General features: G+C 70.7%; 15 protein-coding genes and 1 pseudogene. 7 read left to right on the plus strand and 9 right to left on the minus strand.

Annotated elements, in window-relative coordinates; translation table 11 throughout:
• Together ACFY04_RS24685 and ACFY04_RS24690 are read right to left on the minus strand one after the other, a co-directional pair.
• Nucleotides 1-417 (minus strand): annotated as a pseudogene (locus tag ACFY04_RS24685) (hypothetical protein); the annotation flags it as partial.
• A gap of 161 nt (nucleotides 418-578) precedes the next feature.
• A complete protein-coding gene (locus ACFY04_RS24690) occupies nucleotides 579-2,285 on the minus strand; it encodes a glycerol-3-phosphate dehydrogenase/oxidase (RefSeq protein WP_389119658.1) in 1,707 nt (568 codons plus the stop codon).
• Nucleotides 2,286-2,514: 229 nt separating this feature from the next.
• On the opposite strand from ACFY04_RS24690, the gene ACFY04_RS24695 reads away from it, so the two are divergent.
• Together ACFY04_RS24695 and ACFY04_RS24700 are read left to right on the plus strand one after the other, a co-directional pair.
• Nucleotides 2,515-3,744, plus strand: a complete 1,230-nt coding sequence (locus ACFY04_RS24695) for a nucleotide sugar dehydrogenase (protein WP_314248222.1) — start codon at nucleotides 2,515-2,517, stop codon at nucleotides 3,742-3,744.
• Between the two features lie 116 nt (nucleotides 3,745-3,860).
• The gene (locus tag ACFY04_RS24700; protein WP_389119661.1) at nucleotides 3,861-4,331 is read left to right on the plus strand and encodes a hypothetical protein; all 471 of its coding nucleotides are present in this window, start codon (nucleotides 3,861-3,863) and stop codon (nucleotides 4,329-4,331) included.
• Between the two features lie 72 nt (nucleotides 4,332-4,403).
• Here the strand turns inward: ACFY04_RS24700 and ACFY04_RS24705 are convergent, their stop codons facing one another.
• The 4 genes from ACFY04_RS24705 to ACFY04_RS24720 form a co-directional block, all read right to left on the minus strand.
• Complete coding sequence (locus tag ACFY04_RS24705) at nucleotides 4,404-5,528, minus strand: GuaB3 family IMP dehydrogenase-related protein (RefSeq protein WP_389119663.1); 1,125 nt, start codon at nucleotides 5,526-5,528, stop codon at nucleotides 4,404-4,406.
• Between the two features lie 143 nt (nucleotides 5,529-5,671).
• Nucleotides 5,672-7,171 (minus strand): IMP dehydrogenase, encoded by a 1,500-nt coding sequence (gene guaB / locus ACFY04_RS24710; RefSeq protein WP_389119665.1) that lies wholly within the window; start codon nucleotides 7,169-7,171, stop codon nucleotides 5,672-5,674.
• A 265-nt stretch (nucleotides 7,172-7,436) separates the two neighbouring features.
• Nucleotides 7,437-8,066: a sigma-70 family RNA polymerase sigma factor gene (locus ACFY04_RS24715; RefSeq protein ID WP_030389108.1), complete on the minus strand. Its 630-nt coding sequence runs from the start codon at nucleotides 8,064-8,066 to the stop codon at nucleotides 7,437-7,439.
• Between the two features lie 360 nt (nucleotides 8,067-8,426).
• Nucleotides 8,427-9,038 (minus strand): response regulator transcription factor, encoded by a 612-nt coding sequence (locus ACFY04_RS24720; protein ID WP_003948568.1) that lies wholly within the window; start codon nucleotides 9,036-9,038, stop codon nucleotides 8,427-8,429.
• A gap of 380 nt (nucleotides 9,039-9,418) precedes the next feature.
• Here ACFY04_RS24720 and ACFY04_RS24725 point away from each other — a divergent pair, with 380 nt between their 5' ends.
• Nucleotides 9,419-9,745: a WhiB family transcriptional regulator gene (locus tag ACFY04_RS24725; protein WP_030011164.1), complete on the plus strand. Its 327-nt coding sequence runs from the start codon at nucleotides 9,419-9,421 to the stop codon at nucleotides 9,743-9,745.
• A gap of 144 nt (nucleotides 9,746-9,889) precedes the next feature.
• On the opposite strand, the gene ACFY04_RS24730 is transcribed toward ACFY04_RS24725, so the two are convergent.
• Complete coding sequence (locus tag ACFY04_RS24730) at nucleotides 9,890-10,789, minus strand: LysR family transcriptional regulator (RefSeq protein WP_389119668.1); 900 nt, start codon at nucleotides 10,787-10,789, stop codon at nucleotides 9,890-9,892.
• A gap of 89 nt (nucleotides 10,790-10,878) precedes the next feature.
• On the opposite strand from ACFY04_RS24730, the gene ACFY04_RS24735 reads away from it, so the two are divergent.
• From ACFY04_RS24735 to ACFY04_RS24745, 3 genes are all read left to right on the plus strand, one after another.
• On the plus strand, nucleotides 10,879-11,565 hold the full coding sequence (locus tag ACFY04_RS24735; RefSeq protein WP_389119671.1) for an MOSC domain-containing protein: 687 nt from the start codon (nucleotides 10,879-10,881) through the stop codon (nucleotides 11,563-11,565).
• A gap of 31 nt (nucleotides 11,566-11,596) precedes the next feature.
• Complete coding sequence (locus ACFY04_RS24740) at nucleotides 11,597-12,370, plus strand: SDR family NAD(P)-dependent oxidoreductase (protein ID WP_389119672.1); 774 nt, start codon at nucleotides 11,597-11,599, stop codon at nucleotides 12,368-12,370.
• Between the two features lie 96 nt (nucleotides 12,371-12,466).
• Nucleotides 12,467-13,177: an ester cyclase gene (locus ACFY04_RS24745; protein WP_389119674.1), complete on the plus strand. Its 711-nt coding sequence runs from the start codon at nucleotides 12,467-12,469 to the stop codon at nucleotides 13,175-13,177.
• A 79-nt stretch (nucleotides 13,178-13,256) separates the two neighbouring features.
• On the opposite strand, the gene groL is transcribed toward ACFY04_RS24745, so the two are convergent.
• Entirely contained in the window at nucleotides 13,257-14,885 is a 1,629-nt protein-coding gene (groL, locus tag ACFY04_RS24750) for a chaperonin GroEL (protein WP_327264020.1), read from the minus strand.
• Nucleotides 14,886-14,997: 112 nt separating this feature from the next.
• Nucleotides 14,998-15,306, minus strand: a complete 309-nt coding sequence (gene groES, locus ACFY04_RS24755; protein ID WP_030389102.1) for a co-chaperone GroES — start codon at nucleotides 15,304-15,306, stop codon at nucleotides 14,998-15,000.
• A 460-nt stretch (nucleotides 15,307-15,766) separates the two neighbouring features.
• Here groES and ACFY04_RS24760 point away from each other — a divergent pair, with 460 nt between their 5' ends.
• A complete protein-coding gene (locus tag ACFY04_RS24760; RefSeq protein WP_389119678.1) occupies nucleotides 15,767-16,270 on the plus strand; it encodes a hypothetical protein in 504 nt (167 codons plus the stop codon).
• The last annotated feature ends 115 nt before the right edge of the window (nucleotides 16,271-16,385 follow it).

A 16,385-nucleotide genomic window follows, 5' to 3' on the forward strand; every position in this document is an offset into this window, starting at 1 on the left:
GGGCACGTCCTTGCGCAGCCCCGGCTTGGCAGCCGCAGGCTTCACGTTCTCGGGCTCCGCCACAGGCGCAGCATCGGCCACAGGCTTCGCACCCTCAGACTCCGCCGCAGGCGACCCGGCAGGCGCAGCGTCAGCCACGGGCTTCTCGGCCCCGGGCTCCGCCGCAGGCTTCTTCGCCTCGGGCTTCGCCTTGGGCGCGGGCACGTCCTTGCGCAGCCCCGGCTTGGCAGCCGCAGGCTTCACGTTCTCGGGCTCCGCCACAGGCGCAGCATCGGCCACAGGCTTCGCACCCTCGGACTTCGCCACCGGCGACCCGGCAGGCGCTCCGGCAGGTGCGTCCGAAGGCACGGCACCAGCCGCAGACTTCGCGCTGCTGGGCTTCGCCGCAGGCGACTCGGTGTGCTCCGGCTTCGACATGCGTCCCCTCTGCAATCGTGCCGCTGCTCCGCCTGCCCCAGCGGCTGAGCGACCCGGCGGCCGGGGCCCGCGGTAACCCGCCCCGGCAGAACCCTCATTCTTCCTCACTCCGCAACGGACGGGCGCCCCGGGTCTACGGTTCCCCCCTCCACATCCCGGAGTTACAACGGAACGATGTCGGGCGCGCCCAGCCGCGCCGCGTCCGCGGTCTGGTCGTCCGGCTGGCGCTGCGATTCCCGTTCCGCCTGGACCCGCTTCTCGTAGTGCTCCACTTCCTTCTCGATCTGCTGCTTGTCCCACCCCAGCACCGGCGCCATCAACTCCGCGCACTCCCGGGCCGACCGCGTCCCCCGGTCGAAGGTCTCGATCGAGATCCGTGTCCGCCGCGTCAGTACGTCGTCCAGGTGCCGGGCCCCCTCGTGCGAGGCCGCGTACACGATCTCCGCCCGCAGGTAGTCGTCCGCCCCGGACACCGGCTCACGCAGTCCCGGATCGGCGGCCATCAGGTCCAGCAGTTCCTCCGTCAGCGATCCGAAGCGGTTCAACAGGTGCTCCACCCGCACCACATGAAGCCCCGTCCGGGCCGCGATCCGCGCCCGCCCGTTCCACAGCGCCCGGTATCCCTCCGCCCCCACCAGCGGCACGTCCTCCGTCACGCATTCCGCCACCCGCTGGTCCAGGCCGTGCACGGCCTCGTCGACCGCGTCCTTCGCCATGACCCGGTACGTCGTGTACTTGCCCCCGGCGACCACCACCAGCCCCGGCACCGGGTGTGCCACCGTGTGCTCGCGCGACAGCTTGCTCGTCGCGTCCGACTCCCCGGCCAGCAGCGGCCGCAGGCCCGCGTACACGCCCTGGACGTCGTCGCGCGTGAGCGGCACCGCCAGCACCGAGTTCACGTGCTCCAGCAGGTAGTCGATGTCCGCGCTCGACGCCGCCGGGTGCGCCTTGTCCAGGTCCCAGTCGGTGTCCGTGGTTCCCACGATCCAGTGGCGGCCCCACGGGATGACGAACAGCACCGACTTCTCGGTCCGCAGGATCAGTCCGGTGCTCGAATGGATCCGGTCCTTCGGTACGACCAGATGGATGCCCTTCGAGGCCCGTACGTGGAACTGGCCGCGTTCCGCGATCAGCGCCTGGGTGTCGTCCGTCCACACCCCCGTCGCGTTCACGACCTGCTTCGCGCGGATCTCGTACTCACCTCCGCCCTCCACGTCCCGCACCCGCGCGCCGACGACCCGTTCGCCCTCACGCAGGAAGCCGATGACCCTCGCCCGATTGGCGCAGTGCGCCCCGTACGCGGCGGCCGTCCGCACGAGCGTGGCGACGTAGCGCGCGTCGTCCATCTGGGCGTCGTAGTACTGCAGGGCCCCCACCAGCGCGTCCTTGCGGAGCGCCGGTGCCACCCGTAGCGCGCGCCCCCGCGACAGGTGCCGGTGCACGGGCAGGCCGCGCCCGTGGCCGCTGGAGACCGACATCGCGTCGTACAGCGCGACGCCCGCGCCGGCGTAGAGCCGCTCCCAGCCCTTGTGCTGCAGCGGGTACAGGAAGGGCACCGGCTTCACCAGGTGCGGGGCGAGGCGCTCCAGCAGCAGCCCGCGCTCCTTCAGCGCCTCGCGCACGAGGGCGAAGTCGAGCATCTCCAGGTACCGCAGGCCGCCGTGGATCAGCTTGCTGGAGCGGCTGGAGGTGCCCGAGGCCCAGTCCCGCGCCTCCACCAGGCCGGTCGACAGGCCGCGCGTCACGGCGTCGAGCGCGGTGCCGGCGCCCACCACGCCCGCGCCCACCACCAGCACGTCCAGTTCCCGCTCGGCCATCCGGGTGAGGGCCTCGGCCCGCTGCACCGGCCCCAGTGTCGCTGTCCTCACGGCTGCCTCCCGTTGGTGCGGATGAGATCCCGCTCACATGCCCCGTTCCACGATTCTGACCGCCCGCACCCACATCAGCCACCGCCTGTGGACAACACAACGGTGGCGTTCGCTCCGGAATGCGACATATCTGTCATATATAAGCCTAGTCTGACATTGCGCCAGCTTCCCTGTCCCCCGGAGAACTTGCGCGGCAGCCCCCTCATGTCAGGGAAGGGACGGCACCCCCATGCCCGCAGATCTCGCCGTCATCGGACTCGGCCATCTCGGCCTCCCACTCGCCCAGGCGGCCGTCGCCGCCGGAATCGAGACGGTCGGCTACGACAGCGGTCCGGTCACGGACTCCACCCTCTCCGCCGCCGAGATCCGCCGCATGTCGGCGGCCGGCTTCCGGGTCACCACCAACCCCGCCGAGCTCGGCCGGGTCCGCACGGCCGTCATCTGTGCCCCCACCCAGCTCGGCGCCGATCGCGCACTGGACCTCTCCGCCGTCGGCGAGGCCGGCCGCGCGCTCGCCGCCCGGCTGCGCCCCCACACCACCGTGATCCTCGAATCCGCCGCCCACCCGGGCGTCACCGAGGACTACCTCCGCCCGATCCTCGAAGCCGGCTCCGGGCTGCGGGCGGGCCGGGACTTCCACCTGGCCTACTCCCCCAGCCGCCTCGACCCGGGCAACCGCACCCACGGCATCTCCAACACCCCCAAGGTGATCGGCGGCCTCACCCCCGCCTGCACGGAGTCCGCGCACGCCTTCTACGCTCGCCTCACCGAGAAGGTGGTCCGCGCCCGCGGCCTGCGCGAGGCGGAGACCGTACAGCTCCTCGAAACGAACTACCGCCACGTCAACATCGCCCTCATGAACGAGATGGCGGTGCTCTGCCACGACCTCGGCGTCGACCTGTGGGACGTCATCCGCTGCGCCGAGACCAAGCCGTACGGATTCCAGGCCTTCCGCCCCGGCCCCGGAGTCGGCGGCCACGGCGTCCCCCTCGACCCGAACTACCTCCCCCACACCACCCGCACCCCCGGCCACCCGCTGCGCATGGTCGGACTGGCGCAGGAGATCAACGACCGGATGCCGCAGTACGTCATCCAGCGCTCGGCCACCCTGCTGAACGAGCACGGCAAATCCGCCCGCGGGGCCCGCGTCCTGCTCCTCGGCGTCACCTACAAGCCCGACCTGGCCGACCAGGAAGGCTCCCCGGCCCGCGAGATCGCCAGCCGCCTCCTCGACCTGGGCGCGCTGATCAGCTACCACGACCCGTACATCACGGGCTGGCGGGTCAGGGACCAGCCGGTCCCCCGCGCCGAGTCGCTCTACGAGGCCGCCGCGAACGCGGACCTGACCATCCTGCTCCAGCACCACCGCACCTACGACCTGCAGGGACTCGCCGTGAAGGCCCAGCTGCTCCTGGACACCCGCGGCGCCAGCCCGGTGGGTGCCGCCCACCGCCTCTGAGCCCGGGAAAATCTCCCCAGCAGATGTCCGGGGCTGCTGCTAGCCTGCGGCGTCACTTATCTCGCACATACGTCCCCCTGGACAACTGTGCGTGCGTATCCCTGGGGGGATTTTCCATGAGCCAGAACTTCACGCCGCCCGCGCCCGACTCCTACACGGCGGCTCCCGCCCCGGCCCCGGCCCGCAGCGGCAACCTCGCCCTGGCGATCCTCGGGGCGGTCGTCACCGCCCTGGCCGCGGGCGCCGCCTACGGCGGCCTCATGGGCGCGATCGAGTACCAGATCGGCTACGCGGCGGCCGGTGTCGGATTCCTGGTCGCCCTTGCCGCCGTCCGCCTCGGCGGCAACAACCCCGCCCTCCCGACGGTGAGCGCCCTCCTGACGCTGGCCGGCGTCTACGCGGGCTACGTCCTGGCCGAGGCGATCGCCATCTCCAAGGACTACCCGGTCTCGGTGCCCGAGCTGCTCACGAGCGAGATCGCCCAGGTCCACCAGTCCTACGTGGACACGTTCGAACCGATTTCGGTCCTCTTCTTCGCGATCGGCGCCTACGCGGCGTTCCAGACGGCCCGCAAGGCCGCCGCCTGACCGGCGCCCCGCACACGCCGGAGGGCCGGCACCCCGAGCGGGGTGCCGGCCCTCCGGCGTACGGCGAAGCGGTCAGCGGCTGTGCTGCGAGTCCGCGATCGTGACCTCGACCCGCTGGAACTCCTTGAGCTCGCTGTAGCCGGTGGTGGCCATCGAGCGGCGCAGCGCGCCGAAGATGTTCATCGAGCCGTCCGGGGTGTGCGAGGGGCCGGTGAGGATCTCCTCGGTGGTACCCACGGTGCCGAGGTCGACCTTCTTGCCGCGCGGCACGTCCTCGTGGACGGCCTCCATGCCCCAGTGGTTGCCCTTGCCGGGCGCGTCGGTGGCACGGGCCAGCGGGGAGCCCATCATCACGGCGTCCGCGCCACAGGCGACGGCCTTCGGGATGTCGCCGGACCAGCCCACGCCGCCGTCGGCGATGACGTGCACGTAGCGGCCGCCGGACTCGTCCATGTAGTCGCGGCGGGCCGCGGCCACGTCCGCGACGGCGGTCGCCATCGGGACCTGGATGCCGAGCACGTTGCGCGTGGTGTGCGCGGCGCCGCCGCCGAAGCCGACGAGGACACCGGCCGCGCCGGTGCGCATCAGGTGCAGGGCCGCCGTGTAGGTGGCACAGCCGCCGACGATGACCGGGACGTCGAGCTCGTAGATGAACTGCTTGAGGTTCAGCGGCTCGGCGGCGCCCGACACGTGCTCGGCGGACACGGTGGTGCCGCGGATCACGAAGATGTCCACGCCCGCGTCGACGACGGCCTTGGAGAACTCGGCCGTGCGCTGCGGGGAGAGCGCGGCGGCGGTGACGACACCGGAGTCGCGCACCTCCTTGATGCGCTGCCGGATCAGGTCCGCCTGGATCGGCGCGGAGTAGATCTCCTGGAGGCGGCGGGTGGCCGCGTCCTCGTCCAGCTCCGTGATCTCGTCGAGCAGCGGCTGCGGGTCCTCGTACCGGGTCCACAGGCCTTCGAGGTTCAGCACGCCGAGGCCGCCGAGCTCGCCGATGCGGATGGCGGTCTTCGGGGAGACGACCGAGTCCATGGGGGCGGCCAGGAAGGGGAGCTCGAAGCGGTACGCGTCGATCTGCCAGGCGATCGAGACCTCCTTCGGGTCCCGGGTACGCCGGCTCGGGACGATGGCGATGTCGTCGAACGCGTACGCCCTGCGGCCGCGCTTGCCGCGCCCGATCTCGATCTCAGTCACGTGTGGTGGCCTTTCCTCTGGGTCTGCCCGTCCAGTATCCCCGAACCCCGGGGGCCCGCGTTCCGGTGACCGCTGTACGGACGCCGGCGCGGGCACGGCGAAGGGGGCGGGCCCGATGGACCCGCCCCCTCAGCTCATACCGTTCAGCCCTGGCGGGAGTAGTTCGGTGCTTCGACCGTCATCTGGATGTCGTGCGGGTGGCTCTCCTTGAGGCCCGCCGAGGTGATCCGGACGAACCGGCCGCGGTCCTGCAGCTCGGGGACCGTGCGGCCGCCGACGTAGAACATCGACTGGCGCAGGCCGCCGACGAGCTGGTGCACGACCGCCGAGAGCGGGCCGCGGTAGGGGACCTGGCCCTCGATGCCCTCGGGGATGAGCTTGTCGTCGCCGCCCACGCCCTCCTGGAAGTAGCGGTCCTTGGAGAAGGACTTCTGCTCGCCACGGGACTGCATCGCGCCGAGCGAACCCATGCCGCGGTACGACTTGAACTGCTTGCCGTTGATGAAGAGCAGCTCGCCCGGGGACTCCTCGCAGCCCGCGAGCAGCGAGCCGAGCATCACCGTGTCGGCGCCCGCGACGAGGGCCTTGGCGATGTCGCCGGAGTACTGGAGGCCGCCGTCGCCGATGACCGGGACACCGGCCGCCTTGGCGGCGAGCGAGGCCTCGTAGATCGCGGTGACCTGCGGGACACCGATGCCGGCGACGACGCGGGTGGTGCAGATGGAGCCGGGGCCGACGCCGACCTTGATGCCGTCGCAGCCGGCGTCGATCAGCGCCTGGGCGCCGTCACGCGTGGCGACGTTGCCGCCGATGACGTCGACGGTGGAGTTCGACTTGATCTTGGCGACCATGTCGCCGACCAGGCGGGAGTGACCGTGGGCGGTGTCGACGACGATGAAGTCGGCGCCCGCCTCGATCAGGGCCTGGGCGCGCTCGTACGCGTCGCCGGCCACGCCGACGGCCGCGCCGACGAGGAGCCGGCCGCCCTTGTCCTTGGCGGCGTTCGGGTACTTCTCGGCCTTGACGAAGTCCTTGACCGTGATGAGGCCCTTGAGGATGCCCGCGTCGTCGACCAGCGGAAGCTTCTCGATCTTGTGGCGGCGCAGCAGCTCCATGGCGTCCACGCCCGAGATGCCGACCTTGCCCGTGACCAGCGGCATCGGGGTCATGACCTCGCGCACCTGGCGGCTGCGGTCCGACTCGAAGGCCATGTCGCGGTTGGTGACGATGCCGAGGAGCTTGCCGGCGGGGTCGGTGACCGGGACGCCGGAGATGCGGAACTTCGCGCAGAGCTGGTCGGCCTCGCCCAGCGTCGCGTCCGGGTGCACCGTGATCGGGTCGGTGACCATGCCGGACTCGGAGCGCTTGACCAGGTCGACCTGGTTGGCCTGGTCGGCGATGGAGAGGTTGCGGTGCAGCACGCCGACGCCGCCCTGACGGGCCATGGCGATGGCCATGCGGGCCTCGGTGACCTTGTCCATGGCGGCGGACAGCAGCGGAACGTTCACGCGCACGTTGCGCGAGATGAGGGAAGAGGTGTCGATCGCATCAGGCGCCATGTCCGACGCGCCCGGCAGCAGCAGCACGTCGTCGTAGGTCAGTCCGAGCGTGGCGAATTTGTCGGGCACTCCGTCGGCGGTCATGACACCTTCCCAAATGGTCTTGCTCAGCGCGGATGTCCATGCTAACGGGATCCCGACGCGTCTCATTCCACGACCAAGGTCAAGCAGAAGTTTCGTCGTTTCCTACGACTGCAGACCGCGACCGAGGCCCACACCGAGCTACCGGCGCGGACCTGTACGGACCTGTACGGACGTGCACGGACCCTCACGCACCGGTTCGGGCGCGTACGGACCTGCACGCGGACGGCGGCGAGACCGCACGGACCGCGAGGCGCCGCATCTCCGCCTACTGCTCGGCGAGTGCCCGCAGCCGGCTGAGCGCGCGGTGCTGGGCCACGCGCACGGCCCCCGGGGACATTCCGAGCATCTGCCCGGTCTCCTCCGCGGTCAGCCCGACGGCCACCCGCAGTACGAGGAGCTCGCGCTGGTTCTCCGGAAGGTTGGCCAGCAGCTTCTTGGCCCAGGCCGCGTCGCTGCTGAGCAGCGCGCGCTCCTCCGGACCCAGCGAGTCGTCGGGCCGCTCCGGCATCTCGTCGGAGGGCACGGCCGTGCTGCCCGGGTGCCGCATGGCGGCCCGCTGCAGGTCGGCGACCTTGTGTGCGGCGATCGCGAAGACGAACGCCTCGAAGGGGCGCCCGGTGTCCCGGTAGCGCGGCAGCGCCATCAGGACGGCGACACAGACCTCCTGCGCCAGGTCTTCCACGAAGTGACGAGCGTCACCCGGCAATCGCGAGAGCCGGGTGCGGCAGTAGCGGATCGCGAGGGGGTGCACGAAGGCGAGCAGGTCGTGCGTGGCCTGCTCGTCACCCTCCACCGCCCTGCGTACGAGCGCGCTGACGCCCCCGGCACTGCCGCCTTTGGCGGCGCCGGTCGGGCCAGTGGCCGCGGGTGACCCCAGGGCCTCGTCGTCGCGCATCAATCCATGGTGCCTTGGCGCCGGAGCATCCGCGCCGCCATGGCCCTTGTTGTGCATCGAAGCGTTATGAGCAGGTGCGCCGGAACTCATCATCTGCGCCCTCCCCTCCCGCTCGGCCGAATAGTCCCCGAGAGACTCCACACCCTCAAGGATGCGGCATCGCGCACGAAGCGAGACGTCCCCCGGATTGTGCCCCGCCAATCCCCAGGTGCGCACCGGGTACGGCGGGGGCAGGGATGCCCTCGACGACAAGGGCCGTCGAGGGCGGCGCGCCGCCCCGTCCGCGGGTGGCGGACGGGACCGCTCTCGACGATCAGCGGCCTGCGGCGGACCGGGCCGGGCCCGGCCACGACCGGGAGGTCAGCGGACCAGACCCCAGCGGAAACCGAGTGCCACGGCGTGCGCCCGGTCCGAGGCGCCGAGCTTCTTGAACAGCCGGCGGGCGTGCGTCTTGACCGTGTCCTCGGAGAGGAAGAGCTCGCGCCCGATCTCCGCGTTGGACCGGCCGTGGCTCATGCCCTCCAGCACCTGGATCTCGCGCGCGGTGAGCGTGGGCGCGGCGCCCATCTCGGCCGAGCGGAGCCGGCGCGGGGCCAGTCGCCAGGTCGGGTCGGCGAGGGCCTGGGTGACCGTGGCCCGCAGTTCGGCGCGCGAGGCGTCCTTGTGCAGGTACCCACGGGCGCCGGCGGCGACCGCGAGGGCCACGCCGTCCAGGTCCTCGGCGACCGTCAGCATGATGATGCGGGCGCCGGGGTCGGCCGAGAGCAGTCGGCGGACCGTCTCCACACCGCCCAGCCCGGGCATCCGTACATCCATCAGAATCAGGTCGGAGCGGTCGGCGCCCCAGCGGCGGAGGACTTCCTCGCCGTTGGCAGCCGTCGTCACACGCTCGACGCCGGGCACGGTGGCAACCGCGCGGCGGAGCGCCTCTCGGGCAAGCGGGGAGTCGTCGCAGACGAGGACGGATGTCATGACCGCCCTCCGCAGCTGCTGATGCGCGTCACCTTGAGCCTCCAGGCTGGTACGTATCGTCACCTGTGCGGTCGATGCCCCCGGACACCTGTCCGAGAACTTATTGGTTCAACCGCCTTCGCACTCTCAACGATGGTCACTCGAAAGAGTTACGGGTCGGACGGACACCTTCAGCACTCTACGTGAGGAAGCGATCACGGTGCAGGAGCCACGAGCTGCTTGTCCTCCATCTGGAGCTATGCCCTATTTGGCGGCTTTCCTTCCGTTTGGCACGTGTCTGAGGCTAGATTCCCAATGAGTCATATTTACATCTACTCCGACAGTAGGTGTGGAGACATGGACCGTATCCGCCTCAGTACCGGCACCAAGAGGGACTACCAATGGCAGATTTCTCCCGCCTCCCCGGACCGAACGCCGACCTCTGGGACTGGCAGCTGCTAGCCGCCTGCCGCGGGGTCGACAGCTCCCTCTTCTTCCACCCGGAAGGCGAGCGGGGCGCGGCCAGGAGCGCGCGCGAGGCCTCGGCTAAAGAGGTCTGCATGAGATGCCCGGTGCGTTCGGAATGCGCCGCGCACGCACTCGCCGTCCGAGAGCCCTACGGGGTGTGGGGCGGCCTCACCGAGGACGAGCGCGAGGAACTGATGGGCCGCGCCCGGCATCGCCTGATCCCCGCATCGAGTGCGATCGGACCGATCGCGCCGAACTGAGAGCCGACGAAACGTCCGAAGGAACGTTTCCTCGAATCACCAGCACGCCCGGGCGTGTCGCCGCCCGGCCCGCGTTTCACCCGTTCGGCCGTACCCGGCCTCGCGAGGTGCGCGCCCCCGGCCGCCGCCGGGGGCGGACGCGGGTCAGCGCGCGGCCGCCCGCTCCAGCTCGGCCAGGGTCGCGGCCACGGCCGGCACCCGGGCCAGGTCGGGGAGGGTCAGCGCCACGACCTCCCGCTCGACGGCCGGCTCCACCGCCACCGTGCTCACGCCCTTGGCCCGTACGGACTCCACCGCGAGCTCGGGCAGCACCGCCACACCCAGCCCCGCGCCGACCAGACCGACCACCGCCGGGTAGTCGTCGGTGGCGAAGTCGATGCGCGGGGTGAACCCCGCGCCCTCGCACACGTCCACCAGATGGCGGCGGCAGCGCGGACAGCCCGCGATCCAGGGCTCGTCCGCCAGATCCGCCATGCCCACGCGCTCCGCCCCGGCCAGCCGGTGCCCCTCCGGGACCAGCCCCACGAGCCGGTCGGTCAGCAGCGGCCGCACCACGAGGTCGTCCCACTCCGCGGCGGAATGGGCCGCCCCGCCGTAGCGGAAGGCCAGCGCCAGGTCGCAGTCCCCCTCGCGCAGCATCTCCACCGAACGCGGCGGCTCCGCCTCGACCAGCGAGATACGGGTCCCGGGGTGCTCGGCGCGCATCGCCGCGAGCGCGGTCGGCACCAGCGTGGAGCTGCCGCTGGGGAAGGACACGAGCCGGACCCGGCCCGCGCGCAGCCCCGCGATGGCCGCGACCTCCTCCTCGGCGGCGGTCAGCCCGGCCAGGATCCCCACGGCATGGCGGACCAGGGCCTCGCCCGCCTGGGTGAGCCGCATTTCGCGGCCGGTGCGGATGAGCAGCGGGGTGCCGGCCGACTGTTCCAGCGCCTTCATCTGCTGGGAGACGGCGGGCTGGGTGCAGCCGAGCTCGCGGGCGGCGGCGGAGAAGGACCCGGTCCCGGCGACGGCGCGCAGAACCCGGAGATGGCGTGCTTCGATCACCCTTCGAGCATAAGCCCTACTTTGATTTACGAGTGAATACCCCGACGCCGCTTTGAGGCCGGCTCGGTTAGCGTGGTCCCATGGGCTCCATGCAATTGATCTCTGTGAACCTCGGCCGCGCCACGGCCGCCGACTACACGGACGCGGAGGGCGGGGTGACGGGCATCGGCAAGCGCCCCGTCCCCGGACCGGTCCACGTCGCCGCCCCGGGCCCCAGGGCCACCGGCCTCGGCAGCGGCCTGGAGGGTGACGCCATCTGCGACCGGCGCCACCACGGCGGCGACCACCAGGCCGTCTACGCGTACGCCCGCGAGGACCTGGACCGGTGGGAGCGCCTGCTGGGCCGCGAGCTGCCCGGCGGTCTCTTCGGCGAGAACCTCACCACCTCCGGCATCGACCTGAACACCGCACGGATCGGCGACCGCTGGCGGGTCGGCGCCGACGTCGTCCTCGAAGCGGCCTCGGCCCGTATCCCGTGCCGGACCTTCCAGGGGGCCATGGGCGAGCCCGGCTGGGTCAAGCGGTTCACCGAGGAGGCCCGGCCGGGTGCTTATCTACGGGTGATCGAGGAGGGTTCGGTCTCCCCCGGCGACCCGATCCGGATCATCCACCGGCCGGACCACGACGTGACGGTGCAGCTGTGGTTCCGCGCCTTCACCACCGAGCGGGAGCTGCTGCCGCGCACCCTGGCCGCGGGCGAGGCGATGGCGCCGGAGGCCCGCGAGCGGGTTCGCCTGTACGTGGAGAAGTACGGGGCAGGGGCCGGGGCGAGGTAACGCCGTCACCCCGGGAAGCTAGGTTGCGCCTATGACGACTGCGTTGATTACGGGATCCACGGCGGGCATCGGCGCCGCCTTCGCCCGGCGGCTGGCCGCCCAGGGACACAATCTGGTGCTGGTGGCACGGGACGCGAAGCGGCTCGGCGAGCAGGCCACCGAGCTGCACGACCGGCACGGCATCGAGGCCGACGTGCTGGCCGCCGACCTCTCCACGGAGGAGGGCATCGCGGCGGTCGAGCAGCGCCTGGACGACCGCACCCACCCGGTGGACCTGCTGGTCAACAACGCGGGCTTCGGCAACAAGGGCCGCTACCTCGAAGTCTCCATGGCCGACGAGCTGACCATGCTGAAGGTGCACATCGAGGCGGTCCTGCGGCTGACCTCGGCGGCCACGGAATCGATGCGCTCGCGCGGCCGCGGCGGCGTGATCAACGTGGCCTCGGTGGCCGCCTTCGTACCGCGCGGCACCTACGGGGCGAGCAAGGCCTGGGTCGTGCAGTTCACCCAGGGCGCGGCGCGGGACCTGGGCGGGTCCGGGGTGCGGCTGATGGCACTGTGCCCCGGCTTCGTCCGGACGGAGTTCCACGAGCGGGCGGGCATGGGCACGGACAACATCCCCGGGTGGATGTGGCTGGACGCCGACAAGCTGGTGGCCGCGGCCCTGGCCGACCTGGCCCGCGGGAAGACGGTGTCGATCCCGGACCCGCGGTACAAGGCGCTGATGGGCGTGGTGAAGCTGACGCCGCGCGGGCTGCTGGGCGGGGTGTCTTCGCGTACGGGCCGCAAGTACGGCCCCCAGTAGCCCCGGAGGGTGCCCCGAGCAGCCCCGCCACAAGCAGCCGACCGGGTGAAATCTCCCTAAACTGGACCTGTCCCATCCAGCGCGGGAGGCGACGCGATGACATTCGTACAAGTGATCGATTACGAGACGACGCGGTTCGACGAGATGAACGCACTCATCGACCGCTGGGCGGAGCAGAGCAGCGGCAGGCGCACCGCCACGCACACGATGATCGGCCAGGACCGCGAGGCCCGGAACCACTACGTGGACATGGTGGAGTTCGCCTCGTACGAGGAGGCCATGAAGAACTCCCACCTCCCCGAGACGGACCGCATGTTCCAGGAGATGGTGGCTCTCTGCGAAGGCATGCCGAAGTTCATGAACCTGGACGTGGTCCGCGACGAGCACCTCAACAAGCAGCTCGCCAACCGGGTGTTCGAGGAAGCGGCCATGGCCGGGAACATGAGCGTCCTCGACGAGTGCTTCGCGACGAACTACATCGACCACGACGCCAGCAAGGCGGAGTCCACCGTCATCGGACGCGGCTCCATGCGGTCGGACATGGAGACGTGGCGCGCGGCCTTCGACATGACCTTCGAGCCGACGGCCCAGCTGGCCGAGGGCGACATGGTCACGACGGTGTGGAACTGGACCGGCATCCACAAGGGCCCGTTCATGGGAGTCGCACCGACCGGGAAGACGTACTACATGTCCGGGAGCACCACGTTCCGGTGCCTGGAGGGAGAGATCATCGAGGGTTGGTGGCACTACAACCCCGGAGCCCTGCAGCAGCAGATGGGCGGAACGGGTTCCCCCTACGGAACCTGAGGCCGAACCACGGGGAAGACAACGGGAAGGCCCCGTTCCGCAGCTGCGGAACGGGGCCTTCGCGGCGTGGTGCGCGCGATCAGTGGCTGTGGCCGTGACCGTGGCCGTGACCGGCGTCGCCCTCGTCGTCCGCCGGCTTCTCGACGACCAGGGTCTCGGTCGTGAGCAGCAGGGAGGCGATGGAGGCGGCGTTCTCCAGCGCGGAACGGGTGACCTTCACCGGGTCGATGACGCCGGCCTTGACCAGGTCGCCGTACTCGCCGGTGGCGGCGTTGAAGCCCTGGCCCTTGTCGAGCTCGGCGACCTTCGAGGTGATGACGTAACCCTCGAGGCCGGCGTTCTCGGCGATCCAGCGCAGCGGCTCGACGGCGGCGCGGCGCACGACCGCGACACCGGTGGCCTCGTCGCCCGACAGGCCGAGGTTGCCTTCGAGGACCTTCACGGCGTGGACGAGCGCGGAGCCACCGCCGGAGACGATGCCCTCCTCGACCGCGGCGCGGGTCGCCGAGATGGCGTCCTCGAGACGGTGCTTCTTCTCCTTGAGCTCCACCTCGGTGGCGGCGCCGACCTTGATGACGCAGACGCCGCCGGCGAGCTTCGCCAGGCGCTCCTGCAGCTTCTCGCGGTCCCAGTCCGAGTCGGTGGACTCGATCTCGGCCTTGATCTGGTTGACGCGGCCGAGGACCTCTTCGTGGCTGCCGCCACCATCGACGATGGTGGTGTCGTCCTTGGAGATGGTCACGCGGCGGGCCGAGCCCAGTACGTCCAGACCGGCCTGGTCGAGCTTGAGGCCGACCTCCTCGGCGATGACGGTGGCACCGGTGAGGGTGGCCATGTCCTGGAGCATCGCCTTGCGGCGGTCACCGAAGCCGGGAGCCTTGACGGCCACCGCGTTGAAGGTGCCGCGGATCTTGTTGACGACGAGGGTGGAGAGCGCCTCGCCCTCGACGTCCTCGGCGATGATCAGCAGCGGCTTCGAGGCGCCGGCCTGGATGACCTTCTCCAGCAGCGGCAGGAGGTCCTGGATCGAGGAGATCTTGCCCTGGTTGATCAGGATGTACGGGTCGTCGAGGACGGCCTCCATACGCTCCTGGTCGGAGACCATGTACGGCGAGAGGTAGCCCTTGTCGAAGGCCATGCCCTCGGTGAACTCCAGCTCCAGGCCGAAGGTGTTGGACTCCTCGACGGTGATGACACCGTCCTTGCCGACCTTGTCCATCGCCTCGGCGATGAGCTCGCCGACCTGCTGGTCCTGCGCGGAGAGCGCGGCCACGGCGGCGATGTCGGACTTGTCCTCGATCGGGCGGGCGGTCGCGAGGAGCTCCTCGGACACGGCCTTGACCGCGGCGTCGATGCCCTTCTTCAGGGCGGCCGGGGAAGCACCCGCGGCGACGTTGCGCAGACCCTCGCGGACCAGCGCCTGGGCCAGCACGGTGGCGGTGGTGGTGCCGTCACCCGCGATGTCGTTGGTCTTGGTCGCCACCTCCTTCACGAGCTGCGCGCCCAGGTTCTCGTACGGGTCGTCCAGCTCGACCTCGCGAGCGATGGTGACACCGTCGTTGGTGATGGTGGGGGCGCCGAACTTCTTGTCGATGACGACGTTGCGGCCCTTGGGGCCGATCGTCACCTTGACCGTGTCGGCAAGCTTGTTGACGCCGCGCTCGAGGGCGCGACGGGCGTCCTCGTCGAACTTCAGGATCTTCGCCATGGGAGCGGTTCAGCCCTCTCGAAAACTCGGGTTTAACGAGCTGCGCCCCTCGCCGCCCGGCAATCAGCGGGGTGACCAGGGGCGCAGCTCAAAGCAGTACTGATGAAGAGAATTACTTCTCGACGATCGCGAGCACGTCGCGAGCCGAGAGGACGAGGTACTCCTCGCCGCTGTACTTCACTTCGGTGCCGCCGTACTTGCTGTAGAGCACGATGTCGCCGACGGTGACGTCCAGCGGGAGACGCTGGCCGTCCTCGAAGCGGCCCGGGCCCACCGCGAGGACGACGCCCTCCTGGGGCTTCTCCTTCGCGGTGTCCGGGATGACCAGGCCGGAAGCCGTGGTCTGCTCGGCGTCCAGCGGCTGGACCACAATGCGGTCCTCAAGCGGCTTGATGGCAACCTTGGAGCTGGTGGTCGTCACGATCCGACCTCCCCCTTCGGAGATCCGGGGTTAACTGTCTGAGGTGGCGACCAGGTCGATCCGTCGTCGCGGGTGCCGGATCTGCCTGTCGCTGTGTTGGCACTCACCAGGGGCGAGTGCCAGGTGCGAGACTATTCCGGCGATTAGCACTCGGTCAAGCGGAGTGCCAATTCCCGACCGCCGGGCGTTGCGCGAAGGGGAACCGGAACGTCGCCCACCGGGCCGCACAGGCGTCGGGGACCACCCCTCTCCACCGCCTGGCCAGGACAAACGCAGAGCGGCGCCGGCGCGACACCGTCCCGATGGCCGCGGGCCTGACGATCAGGATCTTCGCGTTCTCGTCGGCCGGAAGGCGACGTTCACGCGGAGCGGTGGCGGCGGTGGCGGCGCCCGCGGCCGTCGGCGACCGCGGGCCGAAAAACCGCACGCACGTCCGTTCGACCTCACTACTGTCCCCGGTATGACCAGGACGAACTCCGGCGTGCGATGGATCCATGCCGTCCCGATCTCGGTCGGCATCGCCGCCGGGATCTTCATGTACTACGCGGCCGTACCGCGGCTGATCACCCAGCTGACGGGGGTGGAAGGCACGTTCAGCGCGGAGATCTGCACGTGGGGCGACTTCGACGCCGAAGGGGACCGGAGGATGTCGTGCGCGGGGGACTTCACCGCCTCCGACGGATCGTTCGCCCTCTCGGGGATCGGGATCGACGGCATGTTCGACGACCGGCCGAAGGCGCCGGTGGCCGCCCGTGTCAGCGGGCCGTCGGCCGACCATGCCGTGCAGACGGACCTCGGCACCTCGCTCGGGCCGATAGGCGTGGGACTGACCGCCTTCGCGTTCCCCGCCTGGGCGCTGACCGCGGCCACCCGCGACGCCCTCGACCGCCGCAGACGCCAGCGGAACCGCCCTCCGCAGCCTGACGTCGACCCCAACTCGTGGGGCCCCCTCCCGTCCGCGTGACGTGCCCCTGCGGGGTGCCCTGCGGGCGGCTCGGCAGTGCACGGCGGGTCCGGATCCACGCCGGGCTCCGCCCGGAATACGGCCCGAGCCGCACACCGCCAAGCCGCCCGCAGAG

It is taken from the genome of Streptomyces sp. NPDC001549 (genome assembly GCF_042894025.1).
Classification (GTDB): Bacteria; Actinomycetota; Actinomycetes; order Streptomycetales; family Streptomycetaceae; genus Streptomyces; species Streptomyces kutzneri.

What these genes read in the sequence shown, in the direction of transcription:
- ACFY04_RS24695 (WP_314248222.1), top strand. Translation starts at nt 2,515, where the DNA reads ATGCCCGCAGATCTCGCCGTCATCGGACTCGGCCATCTCGGCCTCCCA.
- ACFY04_RS24700 (WP_389119661.1), top strand. Translation starts at nt 3,861, where the DNA reads ATGAGCCAGAACTTCACGCCGCCCGCGCCCGACTCCTACACGGCGGCT.
- guaB (WP_389119665.1), bottom strand. Translation starts at nt 7,171, where the DNA reads ATGACCGCCGACGGAGTGCCCGACAAATTCGCCACGCTCGGACTGACC.
- ACFY04_RS24715 (WP_030389108.1), bottom strand. Translation starts at nt 8,066, where the DNA reads ATGCGCGACGACGAGGCCCTGGGGTCACCCGCGGCCACTGGCCCGACC.
- ACFY04_RS24720 (WP_003948568.1), bottom strand. Translation starts at nt 9,038, where the DNA reads ATGACATCCGTCCTCGTCTGCGACGACTCCCCGCTTGCCCGAGAGGCG.
- ACFY04_RS24725 (WP_030011164.1), top strand. Translation starts at nt 9,419, where the DNA reads ATGGCAGATTTCTCCCGCCTCCCCGGACCGAACGCCGACCTCTGGGAC.
- ACFY04_RS24735 (WP_389119671.1), top strand. Translation starts at nt 10,879, where the DNA reads ATGCAATTGATCTCTGTGAACCTCGGCCGCGCCACGGCCGCCGACTAC.
- ACFY04_RS24740 (WP_389119672.1), top strand. Translation starts at nt 11,597, where the DNA reads ATGACGACTGCGTTGATTACGGGATCCACGGCGGGCATCGGCGCCGCC.
- ACFY04_RS24745 (WP_389119674.1), top strand. Translation starts at nt 12,467, where the DNA reads ATGACATTCGTACAAGTGATCGATTACGAGACGACGCGGTTCGACGAG.
- groL (WP_327264020.1), bottom strand. Translation starts at nt 14,885, where the DNA reads ATGGCGAAGATCCTGAAGTTCGACGAGGACGCCCGTCGCGCCCTCGAG.
- ACFY04_RS24760 (WP_389119678.1), top strand. Translation starts at nt 15,767, where the DNA reads ATGACCAGGACGAACTCCGGCGTGCGATGGATCCATGCCGTCCCGATC.